The organism is Staphylococcus shinii (assembly GCF_017583065.1).
In the GTDB taxonomy this organism is placed as follows: domain Bacteria; phylum Bacillota; class Bacilli; order Staphylococcales; family Staphylococcaceae; genus Staphylococcus; species Staphylococcus shinii.
The window spans coordinates 40,933-63,429 of sequence record NZ_JAGEVL010000003.1; the positions used below are offsets into that span (position 1 = coordinate 40,933).

Consider the following 22,497-nt stretch of genomic DNA (forward strand, 5'->3'; position numbering starts at 1 on the left):
CCAAAGGACATGTTACAGACCTGCCTCTTAATTAACATGCCCTAAGGCATGAAAATTCATTGTACAACGCTTTTGAAAACTCTGCAACTTAACTTTTAAATAAAATTATATAAATTTCTATTCTTTAACAAAATATATGATAATATTATATTTATAAAATATTTTTAACACTTATAGGAGTTTATTATGTACTTTTTAAAAGCAATTACCGTATCCTATTTTAAACGTATACGGGCGATATCACTATGCTTGTTTGCAACCATCACTTTCGTCACTATTCTACCTTCCTCAAACGTTTATGCCGCTGATTTATATAGTTCTATGTCAGAACTTATGGATGATACTGAAACAGGCACAGATTGGCAACTATCATATCGTAATAATCAAAGTAATACGTTAATTGCCGCAATACATGGTGGCAATATTGAAGCTGGTACGACAGAATTATCAACACTAACTGCTACCTTGGGTAACTATAACTATTATTCATTTCAAGGTATCCGCACATTAAATAATGCCGAACTGCACGTCACGTCAACAAACTTTGATGAACCTGTCGTCGAAGACATGCAACAAGAAGTTTCAAATTCGGTTATGATACATGGGGCGAGTGGTAGTGAACCGGCGGTTTATATTGGTGGTAGAGATGAGCAACTTAAAACATCTATAGAAAATGCATTACTTGCAAAGGGTTTCAATGTTTTAGAATCACCCTCTCACTTAGAAGGTACATCTAGTCAAAATATAGCCAATAAAAATGCTAAAGGCGCTGGTGTTCAATTAGAACTAACTTACGCACTAAGGCAGTCTTTTTTTAATAATCAGAATTTATCCATGAATTCTCGCTCTAATGAAGCAAATTGGAGTATTACAATGTATGCATTTGCTCAGGCCATTCACCAAGCAATTGAAGAAAATAACTAACTTCATCAAATATGGTTCCTTATCAAAAAAGTCGTTCATAAACACTTAATTTTTGTAATATTCTCACAAATAATAAATTATTTTTCATCATTTTTGACGATTAACTCTGTTTTTTATTAGAGTATAGTATATACTGACATAATTTATAGAAAATGAGGTTAATAATATGGATGATTTGAAAGTAAACAAAAGATTAATTATGACCCCTGGCCCCGTAAGTGTAGATCCTCGTGTCTCTCAAGCAATGTCTAATTCAATTTTAGGTCAATTCGATTATGAATTTGTAGACATAATGAATAAAACGATGGAACTCATTAGAAAATCCTTTTTAACAGACAACCAATGGTCATTCCCTATCGACGGAACAAGCCGTGCAGGTTTAGAAGCTGTTATCGCTAGTATCGTCAAACCTGGTGATACCGTACTTGTCCCAATCATTGGTAGATTCGGTTACTTGTTTACTGAATTAGTAAAACGTGCAGGTGGTATCGTACATAATATTCAAAAACCAATGGGTGAAGTTTTTGAACAAGCCGAAATCATTGAAGCTTTAGATACTGTAAAACCAAAAGTACTTGCTATTGTACATGGTGAGACTTCTACTGGTCGCTTACAACCGATTGATCAACTAGGTCACGCTTGTAAAGAACGCGGCATTTATTCAGTAGTTGATGCAGTCGCTACATATCAAGGCATGGTTATTCCAGTAGATGAGTGGGAACTAGATGCTGTCATCGGTGGTGCGCAAAAATGTTTATCCATACCTTCAGGCATTACACCAATTACATTTAACGACAGATTTAGTGAAGAAATCAATAAACGTAAACGCGTAGAACTTGGCATCCGTTCAAACGAAAGTACAGAACAAGACCACTTTATACGTAGTAATTATCTCGATTTAACACAATTACAAGATTATTGGAGTCCTAAGCGATTAAACCATCACACAGAATCAACGACGTCGATTTACGCGCTATATACTGGTCTAAAAATAGCATTGACTGAGGGCATTGAAGCGCGTGCTGCACGTCATGCATATCACCAAGAAGGCTTGAAACAAGCATTGAAAGCTTTAGGTTTAGAAATATTTGGTGATGAAACAAATGAAATGAAAATGGTCATCTGTGTTAATATTCCGGATGGTGCGGACGATAGTAAATTTAGAGAAGGCTTATTAAAAAATTACGGCATTGAGATCGCAGGATCGTTCGGTGAACTACAAGGTAAAATTTGGAGAATCGGTATCATGGGTTATGCTATTGAAAAGCAAAACATCTTAACATTCTTATCTATATTTTCACTTTACCTAGCTCATCAAGGCGTACAAAATTTAAATCCAGAAAAAGCTATCGATACACTATTAGCTTATTACGCATAAAGAAAACCAAAAGGAGAGACCTAGACATTAATCAATGTCTAGGCCTCTCCTTTTATGTGTTGTAATTACCTACTAATATGAATTAAATTGACAGTAGAAAATAGTTTTACATAAATATCATATCAACAATAATTATTAGTGATCTTCTACAACTCTATTTTTAGCAGCTGGATAACCAAAAATAAAGAATAATGCTGACATCACAATCAAAGCAATAATGCCTGAATCCCAACTTTCCGTAGCATCATGAAGATAACCAATCAAGAATGGCCCAATAGCAGCAATTAAATAGCCAACAGATTGACCAAAACCAGATAATGAAATACTGCCATCACTTGTACGTGCTCGAATTGAGAAGAAAGTCATACATAAACTGAAACAAGCACCCATCGCTAATCCTGCAATGATAATACCAATAATCAGTAGCACTAATGATTGTGTAAAGAATAAACTGAATCCTACCAAGAATAGCGCTGTAATAATCACGACTAATATACGTTGGTCTTTCAATTTAGAAGCGATGATTGGGAAGGTAAAGGTCATTGGCACTTGTGAAAATTGGTTGAGCATTAATAAATATCCTGCCGTAGAAGGATCCAATCCTCTATCCACAAGAATTGATGGTACCCAAGCCACTACGGTATAAAATACCATTGATTGAAATCCCATCGTCAACGCAACCATCCATGCCAGTTTAGATTTCGTGATAGCTACCTTTTTGGGTCTATCTTGTTGGTCCGCTATCGCCGTTGCCTTCTCTAATTGTACACCTTTTCGTGCTTTAGGTATCCACAGTATGATTGCAATAATAGCAAAAAGAATCCAAAATGATAATGACAACCTAAAACCTAATGGCGTTATTTCTGACAATGGAAAGCTTAAACCACCGCCTAAGCCTGCAGTAAAATTCATTGTTCCACTATAAATACCAGTAGCTAGACCAATTTGCATCGGGAAATACCATTTAACATAACTTGGTAACACCACATTGCCGAATGCAATAGCAACCCCAAGAATGAGTGTGCCAATTAAGAACAAAGTGAAATCTCCTGCAATACGTAAATATAGTGCAACAATGAGTAGCATCGTAGAATACAATATTGTACGAGACATGGTTAATCGAGCAGTTACTTTTGAAACGAATGGCGAAACAATTGCAAAAATAATCAGCGGTATCGTAGTCAAAATGCCTGCAACACTGTTATTAATTTCCATAACTTGTTTAATTTCATCAACTACAGGACCGACCGACGTTAATGGCGCACGTAATGTTGAAGCAATAAAAACAATTGCAAATATCACGCCCCAATTATTATTAACTTTATTGATGCGATATGGGTCAGTCATCTTATACCACCTTTCTTAATTCTCTATTTTTATATTTATAATGATGAAGCGGGACAGTAATCTAATATTTCAATTTAGATTTCCATTCCCGCCCCACAAAACGACTGACTAATTAAAAATTGTAATACAAACACAATTAACAATCAGTGTTTTATAATGTTTATTATGCATTTCAATCAAAGCAGTATCACTTTGTTCTTATTACTTTTACGATTAATTTACTACTTCTGTTGATGGCTCCAATAAAATACGTGTGCCAGCTTTACCTGCTAAAGCATCTATCGCATCATCTAATGAACAAATAATCGCCTCTTTACCCATTTCAGCAAACTGAATTGCTGCTTCTATCTTAGGTAACATACTACCAGCTGGGAATTGTCCTTCAGCAACATATTGCTTCGCTTGTTCAACAGAGATCGTTTTTAGTTTTTCTTCGTTTGGTTTTCCAAAGTTAACACATACGTTTGAAACGTCAGTTAACATTACAAATGTATCAGCATCAACTTGTTCTGCTAATTTTAAACCTGAGCGGTCTTTATCAATCACTGCTTCTACACCTTGGATATTACCATTGTCGTCTTTATAGACCGGAATACCACCACCACCCGAAGAAATAACGACTGCTTGGTCAATAAGTGACTTGATTTGATCTACACCATGAATAACTAATGGTTCTGGTGAAGGAACGACACGACGGTATCCTCTACCTGCGTCTTCTACCATTACAAAACCATGTGTTTCTTCTAAACGTTGTGCTTCTATTTCATCAAAGAATACACCAATAGGTTTAGTTGGATTATTGAATGCAGGGTCATCTTTATCTACTTCTACCATTGTCAATAACGTTACTACATTACTGTCGATATTTAAAGATTTCAAATGATTTTTTAATGATTCTTCCATCATATATCCTATAAAACCTTGTGATTCCGCATTACAAGCATTAATTGGTAAAGGCTCGACAAGGTCTTTAGCCGCTTCATTTTGTGCAATAATATTCCCTACTTGAGGCCCATTACCATGCGTAACCACAATATTGTGTCCTTGCGCTTTTAATTCAGCCATTTTTCGTGTAGCTGAATACACATTATTATATTGATTTTCGTATGACGCTTCTTGCTTTGGTTGAAGAATTGCATTGCCGCCTAAAGCTAATACTACACGTTTACTCATACGCTCCACTCCTTAAAGTTGTTGCTATAAATATGCCATACAATGTATCTTTTCCAGATGATGACCCTACTTCTAACAGTTGATTCATGTGATACATCGTTGGTTGATGTTGCAACACTAATATTTTCGAACTAAACAATCTTTTTAATGCGCTATCCAAAAAGGCTTTAGCAACTATTGTTGTTAACTGTTCTTGAATAAGCTCCTGTATAATCTCTAAATTCCCATCACATATAAAAGGCTTCATGAAATGCACAAATAGCATACCTGTTAATATATCGTCGCCTGAAGGGGTTAAACCTTGTCCTCTTCCAATCAAATAACGCAATGAAGATTCAACTGCCTTATTATCCTCTTGTTTCAATGCCTCCATTATGGACTGCATTTTCAAACAAGAAAAATCCCCCTTGTTATACTCTGAGAAATCATATGCTGTGATATTTTCGTGTAACATTGACCATAATAATGGCTTTGAATTTAGCTCAACCTTACTCGCATGTACCGCTTGATTACGCCAAACCAATTGACAATTATCGGTAATAAACATTGCATTTGCAGTTATTTTTATAGGTTGATTCACAGCAATGTTTTCTAACAGTTGTTTTTTAGTTTGATGATCTACAGTAACGCCAAACGGAAACGTACCATTTTCGTCACTACCTATAAAAATAAGGTTTTGATCTTCATTTACAATGTTGAAGCCTTTTTCAAAAATACTATGCACATAAAACGTTTGTTGCTGTCCGAGTATTTCCTGGGCAATTGGCCCTATTGAACGCACATGGAAAATCACGCTTTGAAGCCTAATTTTTCTGCATATGCCGTAATTGCTTTTTCAAAACATTCGATTGGCGGGTGTACTGTTCCAGCACCAATTTGACCGTAACCTGCAATTTTATGTGCAATACCTGTATTAATTACGGGTGTGATTCCTGTTTCTACTACTTTACGCGCATCTATGCCTAAACATGCACCTCTAAAATTCCATGTAGGGATTGCAAAGTTAGGATTTTCACCGATACAAATTTCAGTCATTTCGTTGCTGATTTCTAAAGCATCATCAAATCCACCTGTACCTACGAATCTTGTTACTGCAGGTGCAGCAATCATTGCCATACCACCAACACCGATAGTTTCAGTAATAGCAGAGTCACCAATATCCGTATTAGCATCGTCTGCAGAATAACCTGTAAAATATAAACCTTGAGGCGTATTTACTGGTGCAGTGAACCATTCGTCACCCATACCAGCAATGCGCACACCAAAATTTTCACCGTTACGGCATAATGCAGTCACAACTGTACCGTGTTCAATTGTACGTGCAGCATCCATCATAGCTTTACCTGTTGCCATCGCAATATTTAAGAAGAACTGGTCTGTATCAGCTAAGAATTGAAGCACTTCCGTACGTTTTTCTTGTTCTACATCATCTAACGCAGCGATAATTGGTGTTACCTCTTTTAGAAATGCTAATGAAGCGGCTATATTACGTTGGTGGAATTCATCCCCCATTGCAATGGCTTTCGCAATAAGCACATTGACATTCAAACCATCTTTCATTTGTTTTAAAGCTTTACTAAGTACAGGACCCAAAACATCTTTCATCCAGTGCAAGCGATTTACTACTGTTTCGTTATAAGCGCCAAAGCGTAGGACTGCACCAATACCTTCATTCATTTGACAGTAAGCTTCATTACCAGTTTCTCTATTTTCTACAACTAAGACCGGCATATTTGCTGATGTGATGCCACCCATTGGTCCAACAGCTTTAACATGATGGCACGGAATAAAGGTGATTTTATCGTTTTCTAATAACGCCCGTGCATCTTTTTCATTGTTCGCCCATCCTTCAAACAAGATAGCGCCTACACATGACCCTTGCATAGGATCTGTCATATTTTCATATTTAATCGGTGGTCCCGCGTGTAACAGTACGTGCTCTGTTAATTCAGGAATTTTTGATTTCGCTGGCACTACATCTACTAAAAACGGTGCTGCAGCAATCATTTTATCTATAACCGCTTGGTTTGCTTCATCTATTGTTTTGTAACCCATGTTATACTGTCTCTCCTTCGAAATTAATTAAATATTGGAGTACTTTCATTAGTTTTTCATTTCCACCAGCAATTGGACGCCAGTTAAACTGTACAACTTCTGCACCGCCATCTTGAATCGCTGATGTAAAACTTTGTAGGCCAATATTAATTACGCTAGGTGTCATATTGATTAAATTCATCACTTTCTCATCAACAGTTAAATCAACTTGTTCTATCTCAAAAGATTTTATTTCACGGTTTGGTTGCATCACATTACTACCAATGATGTTTAACGCTGTACGCACCATTTGATCATTCGTTTCGCATACTACAGCGCCAGCTGCTTCTAAGGTATTTATTTGTGCTTGATAATCTTGATGATCATGCTCTGTTCCAACCACAGTTGCTAATACTGCTAAAGAGCGTCCTTCTTCTTGTACTTTTTGAAGAATATTCTTAATTGTTGGCGCTAATTCATTTGCCATATCATCATGACTACCATAGCCAATGACATTATCTAACATAATGACTGCAGTTGATGGATCAGCTGATGATGTTTCTAACATTTCAATACGCTTTGTCGGATCAATCATTGGGTGTGGTCTACCTTGAGTATAAATATCATCACCTAAATCAATAATTTCATGATTTCCACCTTTGTATGAGTAACCTTCTGGCATTGCATCTGTTGAATCATCACCTAATGTATCTTTAACTAACATCGCAGCTTCAGATGCTAAAGTACCTCCAGAGTAATAACCCTTGATACCATTTTGTTTTGCGTTTAAAGTCACCGAAATATTCTCTTTCACATGTGGTTTGAATTGTGGTGTTTCATCATTTGAAAGTTGAACAGAAATACGAGCAGCCTCTTCCAATGTATACGCATGATAAATGTTTTCTTCAGTATAAGTAGGTTTTGAGCCTAAGAATAAAGTAACGACTGGTTTATCAATGTTACGTAATAGATTCAACACTTTTTCTTCTACTTCTTTAGCTGGTGGCTTAGAAATAACAGTAATCACTTTAACTTTTGGATCTGAATTTAAAGCTTTTATGCTATCTAACATTGTGATTGCACCAACTTCAGTTGATAAATCACGGCCACCTGTACCTAATGCATTCGTTACGCCTTTACCCTCTCTATCGATAATCGTTGTAACTTCTTGAATACCTGTACCTGATGCACCTACGACACCGATATCACCTTGGTTGACTGTATTAGTAAACGCGAGTGGTAAACCATGAATAATTCCCGTACCACAGTCTGGTCCCATAACTAGTAACCCTTTATCATGGGCAAGTTTTTTCAGGCGTACTTCATCTTCTTTAGCAACGTTATCACTGAACATAAAGACATTTAAATTATGGTTCAAAGCATTTTCTGCTTCCATAGCTGCATATTGTCCAGGAATAGAGATTAATGCAAGATTAGGATTATTAGCTAATTCTAACGCGCGCTTCCAGTTTGAAGCTTCATCTTGTTTTTGTGATTTTTCGTCACTTTCATTTTTACCTTTTAGTTCTGCTTCTACTTCTTGATTAACTTCTTCAACTTTAGCTTCATCATCTGTATCAACAACAATAACAATATCGTTTGGTTTCGCTTCTTCTAGCTCAGGTGTACCTAAGCCAGATGATTTGAATATATCTTTATTGGCAGGCGTGCCCATCATAATAGATACTTTATTAACACCTTCAATAGCAGATAATTTGTTTGATAGTAGCATTAATACAATTGAATCTTGATACGTATTTTCTTTAATTATTGTGTATAACATCTTATGCCTCCATTATTATTCTGCAAATCTATTTTTTCCGTGGTAGCGATCATAATGTACATCATCCGAAATTAAGTATTCATAGATGTCATCAACAATTTCTATACCATCTTCGTCATATTTTTCACTGCGCATACGCCCACGTTCACCTGGGTAGAAAATTTCGCCGTATCCTTCTGCGGCAGGCTGTGATTTAAGCTCATCTAGCATAGTTGAAATACGTGTCTTAAACTGTCCTAAGTCAGTGAAAAACGCTGGATTTATCACGATATGCAACTGACCTAAATCTCGGCCTTTGGTTAAATCTTTATACATTGATGATACATGTACACCATGAGGCACACCTAATAAACTACCGGATAGAATATCGACCATCATCATTAAGCCATATCCTTTAGGGCCAGCTACTGGAACGAGTGCATGTACATCTCTTGCGTCAGTAGTCGGCTCACCTTGTGCATCCACCGCCCACGTATCTGGGATAGATAAATGTTTTGCTCTCGCGTCAAGTACCTTCCCCCACGCTTGCACTGTCGTTGCCATATCAAATGTGATAATACGGTCGTCATTCGACGGCGCACTAAATGCAATCGGGTTAGTTCCAAAGTATGGTTCTGTACCGCCAAATGGCACTACCATTGGATCTGATTGACACATACTAATACCAACCATATTCTCTTTTGCAGCCATTTCGACGAAGTAACCAAGTGCCCCACTATGAGAAATGTGCTTCATACCAACAACTGCAACACCACTCTCTTTAGCCATTGCAATAGCTTTTTCCATTGCTTGTTTCGCAGCTTGGTGACCAGGGCCATTATCTCCTTCAAAGACTGCAGCTGAAGGACCTGTTTGTTCAAATTGATAGTTTGGATTAGCTGTTATGCCACCTTTAGCAATACGTTCTGCATAATACTCAACTCTAACAGCACCATGAGAATGGATACCCCTATGGTCTGCAAATGTAAGTACGTCTGCAACATCCATTGCAGCATTTTCATTTAATCCAGCTTTTACCAATTTATTTTTCATGAGTTCAAGTAATTGTTCTTTCGATACACGCATACGAAAACCTCCTCACTTTATAGTCAATTCCAATAAAATTTGTCTCCGTTCAGTCTATTTATTGCATTAAAAAGGAAGCTACTTGGGAGAGTAAGCTTAATCTTGAAATGTACACCATCGTACATTTCATAACGTTCCCCTTTCACTTCCTTTAGTTGTATTTAATACAGTTGTTCTGAGACTAAATAGTCATAAATACTTTTAGCCACTGGAATACCACTTTTAGCATAACGTTGTTTAACTGTTTCTTGGATTTCTCCAGGATAGTAGACTTGTTCAAATCCCTGTGCTGGTTTAATATCATGTAACTCATCAACCATTTCAGAGACTTTTTCTAAAAATAATCTTTCGTCTCCGAAATAAGCCGGATTAATTACAATATGAAACTGCCCTAATCTACGGTACTGGCTTAAATCCTTATACATTGAAGTGACATGTTGACCGAATGGCAATCCTAGGAGGCTGCCGGCTAAGATATCAACCATCATCATTAGCCCATAACCTTTAGGCCCTGCAACTGGTAATAACGCTGCTACTTCGAAGGGATCGGTTGTCGGTTCACCTTGGTTATTCACCGCCCATGTATCTGGGATTGCTTTATGTTTAGAACGCGCATCCAAGATTTTCCCCCAAGCTTGCACTGTCGTTGCCATATCGAACAAAATAGGCTCGCCTGATTGTCGTGGTGCAGCAAATGCAATAGGATTCGTGCCAAAGTATGGCTTCGTACCACCAAATGGAACAACCATCGGATCTGATTGACACACTGTAATAGCTACCATACCTCGTTTTGCAGCTTGTTCTGCAAAATAGCCAATCGCGCCACTATGTCCCATTTCTTTAACACCTACCATACCAATACCACTATTCTTAGCCATAGTGATTGCTTCTTCCATTGCTTGATATGCCACATAATGTCCTACTGCATTATCTCCAAAATAAGTTCCAGCTGAAGGACCATTTTGCGTAAATTCAAAATTAGGCTCTAAATTATAGCCTTGCTTCGAAATACGTTCTGCATAATATTGCATACGCACGGAACCATGAGAATGAATACCGCGCTCATCAGCAAATATCATAAGGTCAGCCGTTTTGTCTGCTTGTACTTCAGGAAGACCAGCTTGTGTCAATTTTCTCTTGAACAGTTCACGTAATTTATCTCTTTCAACGTATACTAACGTCTCTTCTTCCATCGTTAACAACCTTCCTTAAATTTCAATATCTCTATTAGCATCTTTTGAATAGATATATGCAAATGGTTCATCTAAACCTACTGCATATGTCGCTTGAGGCGCATAGGCACCCATAAAGATATAATCTCCTTTATCAACTGGCATCCATTCATTATCTAAATTGTACATGCCACGTCCGCTTAAGATATAAGCCCCGTGTTCTTGTACATGTGTTTCAATATAGCCATGTGACGCACCAGGCTTAAATGATAAAATATGAATATTCATATCATATGCAAGTTCTTTTGGTAAAAGATCCAAGATTTTAACTTCTTCCATACCTTCATACGGTTCTTGCACCATGTCATTAACGTTGCCAGTAACCACTTCTGGTGTATATCCTTCTAATGGTTGATAACGTTTTTTATATAAAAATACTCTACTATCATTATTTTGATTACTGTTTTCAAACGTCATAACTTGATGAGCTGGCACATATAAATAACCGCCTGCGCTTAACTCATACTTTTTATCATCTGCGTATGCATTGATATTACCGTATTCGACATAGATAAATGTTTGTACACCATTTCCACCAAAGCCTTGTTTATTGCCGCCTTGATTTTTCAAAGTAACTAAATAATCAACAAAGCGAGCACCTAACCTTGGAGATCCCATGATAGTTACATCACAATCTTCAAAACCTGGGACTACATTATTAACTAAGCCATCTGGCGTAATTACTGCATAGTTATCCTTTTTAATTACTGAACGTGTTTCTAACAATCCTTCTCTATAACCTTGATTGTGGTTTAAATAACCCATAAAAACATTACTCCTTTTCTCTTTTTGGAATTATTCTTTTCTCGTTAAAAATTATGGAACAATTCATATTAAACTGTTTTAATCCGTGCTTATTTAATACTTATTCTTCATAAGCAAGTTGATATAATACTTGTTTAAGCACCTCTATGCCTTTAACCAAATCTTCAATGTTGGTTTCTTCTGTAACATTATGACTCACACCATTAATAGATGGGACAAACAACATTGCGGTCGGTATGTATTTAGCAAAGATTTGAGAATCATGCCCTGCACCTGATGGCATCATCTTACTGTCATTAGAACCAACTACTTGTTCAGCAGCTTGTTCTACTACTTTGACTAAGCTTTCATCCATCATGGTTGGTGCTTCGTCCATCCACAAGTTAATGTCGTATTCGACACCTTCTTGTTCTGATACCGTTCTGATGCAATCATCAATTGTCTTTGCAAAATCATTTAACGCTTCTTGATTGATATGTCTACAATCAATTGAAAAAGTCACTTCCCCTGGCACTACGTTTACTGTGTTTGGAACAGGGTCAACACGACCAAAAGTAATCACTAGTGGGTCACCAATTGTTCTTGATTTATCAGTTAGCTCTGTTGCGATTTTACTGAAAGCAACTACTGCATCTCTTCTTAACCCCATCGGTGTTGTTCCCGCATGGTTTGCTTCGCCTTTTAAATTAATCGTATAACGTTTTTGTCCAACGATTCCGTTGACGACACCGATTGCTTTCTGCTCGGTTTCCAATACTTTGCCTTGTTCGATATGTACTTCAATAAATGACTTAATATAGCTATAATCATTATCTTCATTACGATAATCAAAACCAGCGTTGTTCATTGCTGCTTTAAAATTAATACCTTCGCCATCAGCAATATCATTTACGTCTTCGCTTTTAGCTAAGTTAAAGAAATTTTTACTTCCCCAAAATGCGTACGGGAAGCGGCTACCTTCTTCTTCTGCTAATGCCAAAACTTCAAGCGAACGTAGTGGTTGACCATGCTCAGCTTTCAATGATTGCATTGCAACTAACGCTGCTAATACACCAAACTGACCATCTAAATGACCACCTTCAACAACGGTATCAATATGTGAACCAGACATAATTGTCTCTTCAGGGTATTTGCTACCTTCGATACGTCCTTTTAAATTACCGACACTGTCGAAACTAGCTTCAAACCCTTCCTTTTCTAATGTATGTTTTAATTCATGTACAGCATTTGACCACTCATCTGAATATAGTAAGCGCGTAATACCGCCACCGTTCAATCCACCAAAACTGGTGAACTTTTTATCTAAAGATTCAAAAGAAGATCGTATGTCCATTAAATTCAACTCCTTTTTCATTTCATAACCAATTATAAGCGTTTACATTTTAGTTATCATTCACATTTCTAACAATAATGGTTAAGACTTTTATTCGATTTATACAAATACTTCTAAACATTTCTTTGAGATACTATAGTTAGCAAATTATATATAGGAGGATGATAGGTTTGTCTCAATATCATTCTGAAATTATAGCTGAAGATGGATTCACCTTACCTTTAACAGTTATTGAAGCAAAAAATGAGCATGTAAAAGGCGTTATCACTTATTTTCATGGAGGCGGATTAATCTGTGGAAGCCCTGACGATCTTCCACAGAGTTACATAGACTTATTAACACAAGACTTTCATCTCGTTCTAGTTTCTTATCGTCTCGCACCTGAAAGTAATATGGATACAATTATTAGCGACGCCATACTACAATATGATGCTATCAAAAAATGCTATCCGTCACTACCCTTATTTACCTTTGGCCGTTCTGCTGGTGCTTTTTTAGCAATGATTGTCGCAACACATCGTCATGTTGATGGTATTGTTGATTTTTATGGCTATTGCCGTGTACATGTACCATCTTTTTTAAGACCAAATTCACAGTACCAGACACTGTCATCTAAAATTACTCCTGAGATACTTAACCAACTGATTCAACAGCAACCATTAGTCTCTGGGCCAATGCAAGCCAGATATCCTATTTATATTCATGCACGTGGAGAAGCTAAATGGTTAGATTTTCTTGGCATTCAGACTTCAACACAAAGTGATTATAATATTTCAGCTCAGCAACTCAATCACTTTCCACCAACATTCATTGTCCATTGTATCAATGATTCAGATGTGCCATATAGCGAAAGTGAATATATCTATCAAAACGTGAAAATTTGTCATATGGAAACTTTAGAAGATAACCAACATGACTTTGATAGAACAGTAAATGAAACTAGCATTAATTTATATATGAAGGCCGTACATTTTTTAAACCAACTCATTTAATTGAAGGAGAATGTTTATAGTGAATTTACAAAATGTCTTAGATAATTTTCAAACGTTTAATAACTTTGCTCGAAACGAACGAAATGGTGGTATTAATCGTATCGCATTTACACATCCAGAGAGGTTAGCTGCATTGAAGTTTTCTATGTTATGTCAAAAAGCTGGATTAGATGTATATTTTGATTTCTTCGGAAACGTCATCGCACGTAGGGAAGGTAAAGACCCATCTTTGAAACCTGTAGTTTTAGGTTCTCACATCGATACTGTAAAAGACGGTGGCCAATATGACGGGTTACTTGGTGTACTAGCTGCTTTAGAGGTTATTGAACATTTAAATGCACATCAAATAGAAACTGACCACCCTATCATCGTTATTGCTTTTGCCTGTGAGGAGTCAACAAGATTTAACGAGGCTACGTTAGGAAGTAAATATCTAACAGGTAAAATGACTAAAAATGACATGAAACATATTAAAGACAATGAAGGTAATATACTTTACGATGTCGTCGAACCCTTATCTCAAGACATGCACGGTAAGGCCGCCTTATTTGAACGTAATCAGATTAAAGCTTTTTTAGAACTACACATTGAACAAGGCCCTATCCTTGAAAAGAACGACAAAGATATCGGTATTGTCACAGATATTGCTGCCCCTCACCGTTTCAAGTTGAGTATCCAAGGTGTTACAAGTCACTCTGGTTCAACTCCCATGCCTATGAGAATTGATGCGCTTACTGCATCATCAGAAATTATTTTAAGCATTGAATCTATAGGCCAAGCCTACCATGATCAAGGCATTGTTACGACAGTTGGTTACGCTAATGTATATCCAAATACGATGAATGCAATTCCAGGAGAAGTTACTTTGCTTATTGATATTCGTGGAAAAGACCTAGCAGTACGTGAACAAGTTGTTACAGAAATCCAACAACAAATTCAAACTATCACTCAAAAACGTAAAACAGTATATCATTTAGAAGATTTAGGCCAAGATGACCCACGAAGTTTCAACCATAAAATGGCTCAAATTACTGAACAGAGTTGTCTTCAGTCCGACTATAGTTTCCGTTATATGTATAGTGGTGCAGGACATGATGCAATGAATTTCGCACCTATTTGTCCCACGAGTATGATTTTCATTCCTTGTAAAAAAGGGATTAGTCATTCACCTGAAGAATCAGTCACTGAGCAACAAATTGCCAAAGGTATTCAAGTTTATATAAATACAACGATTGAGTTAGCTAAACTAGAAACAATATTAGAAGATTAATATATCAATTGTAATATGTTGTTTTCGTTGATTTTCTCCAAAATAATAATATAATTAACAACTAAAGTGAGTATCCTATCATACAAAGTAGGTTTCTCACTTTTTTACGTACTATATTCACAAAAAACTTTACCTGTTAAAATTAAATTTTTAACTTTAAAATAATTTTCAAAACTATACAATAATAAAGGTTGATTATGATGACGAAGATATGTTTTATCAGACATGGAGAAACAGATTGGAATACTGCTGGGAGATTACAAGGACTTACAAATACCGTTTTAAACGAGAAAGGTATCGACCAAGCAAAAGCTTGCGGTCAGTATTTAAAAGAATCACATTGGGATGTAATTCTTACAAGCCCCTTATCAAGGGCTAAAACAACTGCACAATGGATTCAACATTACTTAAATATTCCATTAATAGAAAACGACGCGTTTATCGAAGTTTCTTTTGGAGATGCTGAAGGTTTAACTTCGGAGGAGCGTATCGCCAAATTCCCTTCGCTTGTTTATCCAAATAAAGAAAGCGAAGAGGTAATCAAAGACCGCTTCCTAAAAGGTATAGACTCAGTTAGAAGTAATTACAAAGATAAAAATATTTTAATTGTTTCTCACGGGGCCTTTATTAATGCAATATTTCATTATTACTCAAATGGCAATATTGGAACCGGCATCACAAAACTGACAAACGGCAGCATGAGCACATTAAAAATTACTGAAGGTCATTATACTATTATCAATTATGACCAAACTTCACATTTGCCGATGCAAAGTTCAGGCATCTAAAATATTAAGGAAGAGAGATAGAAATCTAATTTATTAAAAATTTTTCGTTGCCCTACCTTGGCAAGATGGCTAGATTTGAAAGGGTTAATTGTTTACCTGAACTTACCCTCATGCACAAACCCACTAACTCTTAAAAGCGGAACACCTGAGTAAGTACTCATGTGTAAGAGCCACTAATTTGTAAAAGTAGAACACCTGAATAAAACTCAGGTATAAGAAGCACTAAATTAATAAGTGCTTCTTTAAAAAAGTGGCTCTTTAAATAAGCGGAACTTTAAAGAAGTGGGACTTTAACAGTTAGTATTCACTTTTCAAAATGGCATACTTTAATGTATCCCTATATTCACCGTCCACTAGTCTATTTTCTCTAAATACGCCTTCTAGCTTCATTTCTAAATTTTGTAACACCATTCTTGCCGCTATATTATTTGAATCAATAGATGCCCATACTCTATTTAATTTCAGCACTTTGAAAGCATATTTTATAATGGTTTTAGCTATATTTGTTGCGATACCGTTATTCCAATAATTCGGATGAATAATAAATTTAATTTCGGCACTTTTATTCCCTTCATCTATAGCTAATTGTATCGTCCCAATAACTTTATCAGTATCAGGATTAACTAAAACATTATAAACTAAATCCGAATCTTGGGTTATAACCTCGTCAATAAATTCCTTTGTGTCTTCATAACTTTGAACACCCCAAGTTTGATACTTATTTACTTCTGTTAAGTTATATAATTCATTTATGTCCTCTATATCTGTATCTTTTAAATCTCTAGAATAGAAATCCATATTTATCCTCCTAAAATTTTTGAAGTTAACTATTATTGTTTCTTTTTTTATATTTTTAGCTTTTGAAAATATAAAAATTAGTTTTTTACATAAAATACCATAAAAACCACGTGAATTTGCAGTAATAAATGCTTGATTTTCTACTAAATTGTTAGCCTTATAAATATTAAATCTGATTAATTTATAATTTATTTTATTTAAATCTATCTACTATCATTTTAATTTATCATAGGTGAAATACTTCTAAAAACGAAAACATTCGTGTTAGTGATTGTACGCACTAAACACGGTGGCCCTCAATTTAAACCTTATTGATGAACAACTTTAAAAACACCAACAAATCAATAATTTGTAATTATATTTGTATTAATTGATTTGTGGTATTTTCAAAATTTAAATTTATTAAAATAACCATTAATAGATATTATAACTTTATATATACACATTAGTTAAATATTAAGTTATCATTTAATAATAACTTAATGTTTCACATTTTTATTTTATCAATATATTTCAGTAAAAGTTCACCCTGATTGGTGAACTTTTACTGTTCAAATTACGTATTTTTATAAACAAGGAGGGGAAGGCATGCTAGATGAAAATGATCTATATAAACTGATTGTTGAAAAAAAGGATAGCAAAAGTCTAGAAGTCCTATACGATCGGTACGAATCATTGTTATTTAATTTGGCTTACAAAATCACACAAGACAAACAATCAAGTGAGGAAATTTTACAAGATATTTTTATGAAAATTTGGCATCAAAAAGCAATTTTTAAATCTGAAAAAGGTAAATTATCAACTTGGCTCATTACATTATGTCGTAATGGAGCAATTGATATTGTAAGAAAACGAAAAATCTCAGAAAGTGAATTCAACGAAGAATTTCAGGGATTACAACTGAGTGGCTTACCTGAATATGATTTATTAGATAAAGAATGCTCAGAACAAATCCAAAAAATGATTTCATATCTAAATAAAGATCAACAAGATATCATTGCTCTATTTTATTATAAAGGTTTAAGCCAAAAAGAAATTGCACATAAATTAAACACACCTTTAGGTACTGTAAAGAGCAGATTAAGATTATCAATACAACATTTAAATAACTACTTTAAAAACATTTCAAGAAGGGAGCGTGAAGAAAATGAACGATAAAATATATGATTATTTTAATGGCAAGTTAGACGAAAACGAAAAAGAAGAAATTGAACAAGACTTAAATTCATCTTCTGAAAGTAATGAAACTTTGGATAGCATTAATATTCTTCATGACACGCTTCCTTATAGTAATAAAGAAGTTGAACCTCCAACAGGTATGAAGCAAAGAATACTAGACGCAGTTATTAATGAAGAACATGAAAATCAACAGGATAAAACCAACGATTTCAATAAAGACGCCACACCTTTCCACAAGAATAATAGCCAAAATTCAAATGAATCTAAACAATATAAAGAAAACAATATAAAAACAAAACAAAGTGATTATAAGCAAATTAAACGTACGCCCGGCAAAAAACTTTCTATAGGAATTATGGCAGCATTATTACTGTTATCTCTAATTGGCAATGGCGTTCAATATTTTAACCACAAAGAATCACAAAAACAATCATCACCGATGATTAATACCAATGATACACACGCCATTAATTTGAAATCTATGAATGATGAAAAAACACAAGGTCAAGCTTATGTATCTAATGACAAGACTAATAATAAGTTAATGGTCGAAGCTAACGATATTGAAGCAACAAAAGGTAATGAAGTTTATCAAGTTTGGATTATTAAAAATGATAAACCATATCCAGCTGGAACATTCGCAACTACAAACAATAAGGGTATGGTCGTATTCAACTTAAATGAAATTGATGTAGACAAGAACGATACTATTGCAATCACTCTTGAACCTTCACCAAACAACCCAGAACCGAAAGGGCAAATGGTTATGGCTAGTAAAGAAGTTTAATAAAATTATCTGAAAGGATCACAAATTTATGTGATCCTTTTTTAATTTTTATACGTATATTTCTTAATTACATTTTTAATAAAACCATGATTATATTTGTACAATAAGAAACTCACTAAAAAGGTGGAGAAAAACTATGAAAATTACTATTAAAGATATCTTGTCAGTTATTGAACAAAATACAGTTGAATCTTCAAAATGTGTGAAATTGGATTCAGAAGTCGTTTGTGAAAAAGTTACTTCAATGTACCAAGATATAAGCCAAGCTACCCTCTTTATGCTAAAAGATTCAGACAACGTAACATATTATGCACAATGTGCTTGTAAAATGAATCCATTGCTTGTGGTTACCGATGCAAGCCCTTCAAAATTTAGCCATTTTGAATACAACCTACCTATTATTTTTATAACAGATTTTCCAGAAGTAGCTAATAACTTAGTCAAATTATTTTATAAAAGAGCAATTGAATATATGAATTTCATCGCTGTAACAGGCACAAATGGCAAAACAACAACTAGTCATATGATTGGTAATTTACTTACTAAACTTGATAAAAAAGTTGCCATCATAGGGACAATGGGAGTATACGACTGTAATTATAATAAGCTTAACTTTAAACACTCGACTCAAACTACACCAATGTATTTCGAAATGGCTGAGATTATAAATTATTTTTATAATGAAAATTACGATTATATCGTCTATGAAGCTACTTCTATAGCTTTGGAACAACGCCGGACAGATTTCATCAAAAATGACTTAGCCGTCTTCACCAATTTCAGTCCAGAACACCTTGAATATCACGGTACAATGACAAATTATTTAAATGCTAAACTAAGATTAAATAGCTTAAGCTCACTAAATTTAGTTAATTTAGACACGGTAGAATATCGTACTATTTTAAAAGATGAACAACATTTTTCCAGTACACAAGACGCATATTATCAATATCATATCGGTAATGACACTATTAGTATTGAGATTAATGATGATGCGTTTACTATTACACCAACCTTTAAAGGGGGACATAACTTTATAAACTTAGCTACAAGCATATTTGCTTTAGATAAATTAGGTTTTGATTCAAAGAAAATTGTAAAAGTTGCTTCAATAATTGATCCGCCACTCCATCGCTTTCAAATTATAGAAATAGATGCTTATACGATTATATTGGATTTTGCACACACTGCTTTGGCCATTAAAGAATCTATAAATAACGCTTTGAATTATAGTAAAAGTATTAATAAGAGCTTAAACACAATGGTTACAGGCATAGGTTTAAGAGGCTTAGATAAAATAAAATTGACTGTAGATACTTTGCCTAAAGGTATTCATAAGTTGATGATTGCTGCGGAACAAGTAGGCTATGAAGACCCAGAAAAAATCCTCCGTTTTATGTTTAATCATTTACCAGATTGCTATAAAACGGGCAATGTTTTGCGTGGCTCCTCACGTAAAGAGGGAATAAAGTCACTTTTACAAGCAACAGATAAAAATAATGAGATTATTTTACTTACTGGGATAAATGAACCGCAAAATTATAGAGGTAAAAAGTATGATCATGATGATCAAGAATATGCAAAACAAATATTACAAGAGTTAAAAACTTAAAAAATAACACTAAAAAAAGCCCCTTAAATCGGGACTTTTTTTATGCTTTTCTGCACATTCAAACTAACTAATCATTACTTTCATTAAATAACCTTGCTTATCGAAGAAAGCTTTATACATACCATTATTTGTTTCATAAGTCATATATGAGCCATCAGTCGTTTTGCCTTCATCTATCATATGATTCGACATATGCGCTTTTTTAAACATCTCTTTACTTACCGATTCTGGTTTCGTATCAAAAGTAATATGAATTACTTGTCCATCCTTATTCATATCGATCGTTGTGTCATAAACTGTTTTACTTGATGCAACATCCTTATCAGATGTAGCAGTATTAACTTTATAACCATCAATCATAACGTTGTCGTACTGTAATGCTCTTACAAAATCATAATCTTGAGTAAATTGCCCGTCATATGTTGTATATCCATTATAATTATAATATGGCATCATTGTTGTTTGTTCCATATGACTCATTTGCTCATTCATTGCCATGTCCTGTTGGTTCATGTTGTTATTCATTTGTCCCATTTGCTCATTCATTGCCATGTCTTGTTGATTCATGTTGTTATTCATTTGTCCCATCTGCTCGTTCATTGACATGTCTTGTTGATTCATGTTGTTATTCATTTGTCCCATCTGCTCGTTCATTGACATGTCCTGTTGATTCATGTTGTTATTCATTTGTCCCATCTGCTCGTTCATTGACATGTCTTGTTGATTCATATTGTTATTCATTTGTCCCATCTGTCCGTTCATTGACATGTCCTGTTGGTTCATGTTGTTATTTGTTGTTGTATTGGCTTGAGCTGATCCTGCTCCTAAAAATAGACTTGTCGCTAATACTGATGAAATCATTAATACTTTATTATTCATAAATCTCCACCCCTTTTTTAATATTTTATGAATGATTCTTGTTGTGTGTTTCTTCTTAATCTTACGCTTAAAAACAAAAGACTGTTTTACTGACAATAAAACTAATTGTTTTGCGTAATGCCCCCTTTTTATTCTACTTACTAAAACATACGTATTTTTACTATTATAAGTTCACTTTTTATAAAAATTATTTAAACTAAATGAAAATATTCTTCTAACGTAAGGTTAGTATTTTTCATTTTTTTCGCATCTTTTTTCCCTAAATACCTTAAATGCCACGGTTCGTACATAAATTGGGTAATGTGTTCTTTACCTTTAGGATACCGAATAATAAAGCCATAATGATGAGCGTTATCTTCCAACCATTCACTCTCTTTAGTATATTGAAACAGTTCCTTAGCTGATTCATGTAACCCTGGAGTAGCAACATCAAAAGCAAGACCAGTCTGATGTTCAGAAAATCCAGGTTTTGCGCTATATAGTTGCGCTTTTTTTAAACCATCACGTTGCACATATATATTAAACAATCGCATCTGTTTAAAATACGAACGAAAACCGCTTATAATAATCAATCGAAGCCCTTGTTTATTTGCATCATTAATCATTATCTTTAAAGCGTTTAGCGCTTTCAATTTTGGAAATGGCGTATAAAATGGAGAAATTTTATAGTCTTTATTTACGATAATATGACTATTAAAATAATACGCTCCGTTCTTTTTTATAATAGTATTATCATAGCCTTTTTGTTTTTTATTTAAGAAATAAATTATTAAGATTAAAATTACAACTAACCATGGGATTACTTTTCTCATATACTCATCCTTCTCACCACATATTTTTATAAAACATACTTCTTGTAACCTTCAGTTTACAAATCTTAGCTTTCATTTTTAAACTGAATTTACCCTAGCGCTATTTCAATTTATGTTTTAAGAACTATAAATGACTCCATATTTGCATCATTGACAGACTAATACCCCAAAATATTTCACCATTATTTGTTCAATAACATTACATTTAATAAAATGATAAATCAATTAAAAACTCAAAACATAAAATTACACATAAAAATTGAGCTTGATATTATAAACTATAAATTTCATTTATAGATAAGTATTATCAATTAAAATGATTTTTTGAGTAAAAAACTATGTACTT

Annotated in this window: 20 protein-coding genes; 8 read left to right on the forward strand and 12 right to left on the reverse strand. The window is 34.5% G+C overall.

Annotation, left to right across the window (positions count from 1 at the left end):
* The first annotated feature begins 186 nt into the window (after positions 1–186).
* Both J5E45_RS04155 and J5E45_RS04160 read left to right on the forward strand, forming a co-directional pair.
* Positions 187–924, forward strand: a complete 738-nt coding sequence (locus J5E45_RS04155) for a poly-gamma-glutamate hydrolase family protein (protein ID WP_052253440.1) — start codon at positions 187–189, stop codon at positions 922–924.
* Positions 925–1,090: 166 nt separating this feature from the next.
* Positions 1,091–2,302: a pyridoxal-phosphate-dependent aminotransferase family protein gene (locus tag J5E45_RS04160; RefSeq protein ID WP_069792925.1), complete on the forward strand. Its 1,212-nt coding sequence runs from the start codon at positions 1,091–1,093 to the stop codon at positions 2,300–2,302.
* Between the two features lie 135 nt (positions 2,303–2,437).
* On the opposite strand, the gene J5E45_RS04165 is transcribed toward J5E45_RS04160, so the two are convergent.
* The 9 genes from J5E45_RS04165 to allC form a co-directional block, all read right to left on the reverse strand.
* Positions 2,438–3,649, reverse strand: a complete 1,212-nt coding sequence (locus J5E45_RS04165; protein WP_069792926.1) for a CynX/NimT family MFS transporter — start codon at positions 3,647–3,649, stop codon at positions 2,438–2,440.
* A 213-nt stretch (positions 3,650–3,862) separates the two neighbouring features.
* Entirely contained in the window at positions 3,863–4,822 is a 960-nt protein-coding gene (arcC, locus tag J5E45_RS04170) for a carbamate kinase (protein WP_039068480.1), read from the reverse strand.
* Positions 4,815–5,615 carry an oxamate carbamoyltransferase subunit AllH family protein gene (locus tag J5E45_RS14475; protein WP_208181648.1) on the reverse strand — a complete coding sequence of 267 codons (801 nt, stop codon included), beginning with the start codon at positions 5,613–5,615 and terminating at the stop codon, positions 4,815–4,817. Before J5E45_RS14475 ends, arcC begins: the two co-directional genes overlap by 8 nt.
* Entirely contained in the window at positions 5,612–6,877 is a 1,266-nt protein-coding gene (locus tag J5E45_RS04180; protein WP_039068477.1) for a YlbE family protein, read from the reverse strand. The genes J5E45_RS14475 and J5E45_RS04180 overlap by 4 nt, the downstream gene beginning before the upstream one ends.
* 1 nt (position 6,878) lies before the next feature.
* Positions 6,879–8,639 carry an acyl-CoA synthetase FdrA gene (locus J5E45_RS04185; RefSeq protein WP_208181650.1) on the reverse strand — a complete coding sequence of 587 codons (1,761 nt, stop codon included), beginning with the start codon at positions 8,637–8,639 and terminating at the stop codon, positions 6,879–6,881.
* Between the two features lie 15 nt (positions 8,640–8,654).
* On the reverse strand, positions 8,655–9,704 hold the full coding sequence (allD, locus tag J5E45_RS04190; protein WP_039068475.1) for an ureidoglycolate dehydrogenase: 1,050 nt from the start codon (positions 9,702–9,704) through the stop codon (positions 8,655–8,657).
* Positions 9,705–9,865: 161 nt separating this feature from the next.
* Entirely contained in the window at positions 9,866–10,897 is a 1,032-nt protein-coding gene (gene allD / locus J5E45_RS04195; protein ID WP_039068474.1) for an ureidoglycolate dehydrogenase, read from the reverse strand.
* A gap of 15 nt (positions 10,898–10,912) precedes the next feature.
* Positions 10,913–11,701, reverse strand: a complete 789-nt coding sequence (gene allE / locus J5E45_RS04200) for a (S)-ureidoglycine aminohydrolase (RefSeq protein WP_039068471.1) — start codon at positions 11,699–11,701, stop codon at positions 10,913–10,915.
* A 100-nt stretch (positions 11,702–11,801) separates the two neighbouring features.
* Entirely contained in the window at positions 11,802–13,034 is a 1,233-nt protein-coding gene (allC, locus tag J5E45_RS04205) for an allantoate deiminase (protein ID WP_107548869.1), read from the reverse strand.
* Positions 13,035–13,195: 161 nt separating this feature from the next.
* Here allC and J5E45_RS04210 point away from each other — a divergent pair, with 161 nt between their 5' ends.
* The 3 genes from J5E45_RS04210 to J5E45_RS04220 all read left to right on the forward strand — a co-directional run bounded on the left by J5E45_RS04210 (position 13,196) and on the right by J5E45_RS04220 (position 16,084).
* Positions 13,196–14,026, forward strand: coding sequence for an alpha/beta hydrolase (locus tag J5E45_RS04210; RefSeq protein ID WP_237282787.1), 831 nt, complete (start codon positions 13,196–13,198; stop codon positions 14,024–14,026).
* Between the two features lie 19 nt (positions 14,027–14,045).
* A complete protein-coding gene (locus J5E45_RS04215) occupies positions 14,046–15,296 on the forward strand; it encodes an allantoate amidohydrolase (protein WP_208181653.1) in 1,251 nt (416 codons plus the stop codon).
* Positions 15,297–15,496: 200 nt separating this feature from the next.
* On the forward strand, positions 15,497–16,084 hold the full coding sequence (locus tag J5E45_RS04220) for a histidine phosphatase family protein (protein ID WP_208181655.1): 588 nt from the start codon (positions 15,497–15,499) through the stop codon (positions 16,082–16,084).
* A gap of 297 nt (positions 16,085–16,381) precedes the next feature.
* On the opposite strand, the gene J5E45_RS04225 is transcribed toward J5E45_RS04220, so the two are convergent.
* Positions 16,382–16,882, reverse strand: coding sequence for a GNAT family N-acetyltransferase (locus tag J5E45_RS04225; RefSeq protein WP_208181656.1), 501 nt, complete (start codon positions 16,880–16,882; stop codon positions 16,382–16,384).
* A gap of 588 nt (positions 16,883–17,470) precedes the next feature.
* Here J5E45_RS04225 and J5E45_RS04230 point away from each other — a divergent pair.
* The 3 genes from J5E45_RS04230 (at position 17,471) to J5E45_RS04240 (ending at position 20,460) form a co-directional block, all read left to right on the forward strand.
* Positions 17,471–18,040 (forward strand): RNA polymerase sigma factor, encoded by a 570-nt coding sequence (locus tag J5E45_RS04230; protein WP_039068464.1) that lies wholly within the window; start codon positions 17,471–17,473, stop codon positions 18,038–18,040.
* The gene (locus J5E45_RS04235; RefSeq protein ID WP_039068463.1) at positions 18,030–18,848 is read left to right on the forward strand and encodes an anti-sigma factor; all 819 of its coding nucleotides are present in this window, start codon (positions 18,030–18,032) and stop codon (positions 18,846–18,848) included. Before J5E45_RS04230 ends, J5E45_RS04235 begins: the two co-directional genes overlap by 11 nt.
* Positions 18,849–18,984: 136 nt before the next feature.
* Positions 18,985–20,460, forward strand: coding sequence for a Mur ligase family protein (locus J5E45_RS04240; RefSeq protein WP_069792932.1), 1,476 nt, complete (start codon positions 18,985–18,987; stop codon positions 20,458–20,460).
* A 63-nt stretch (positions 20,461–20,523) separates the two neighbouring features.
* On the opposite strand, the gene isaB is transcribed toward J5E45_RS04240, so the two are convergent.
* Together isaB and J5E45_RS04250 are read right to left on the reverse strand one after the other, a co-directional pair.
* Complete coding sequence (gene isaB / locus J5E45_RS04245) at positions 20,524–21,339, reverse strand: immunodominant staphylococcal antigen IsaB family protein (RefSeq protein WP_081325014.1); 816 nt, start codon at positions 21,337–21,339, stop codon at positions 20,524–20,526.
* A 191-nt stretch (positions 21,340–21,530) separates the two neighbouring features.
* Positions 21,531–22,151, reverse strand: a complete 621-nt coding sequence (locus J5E45_RS04250; protein WP_069792933.1) for a M15 family metallopeptidase — start codon at positions 22,149–22,151, stop codon at positions 21,531–21,533.
* Between the last annotated feature and the right edge of the window lie 346 nt (positions 22,152–22,497).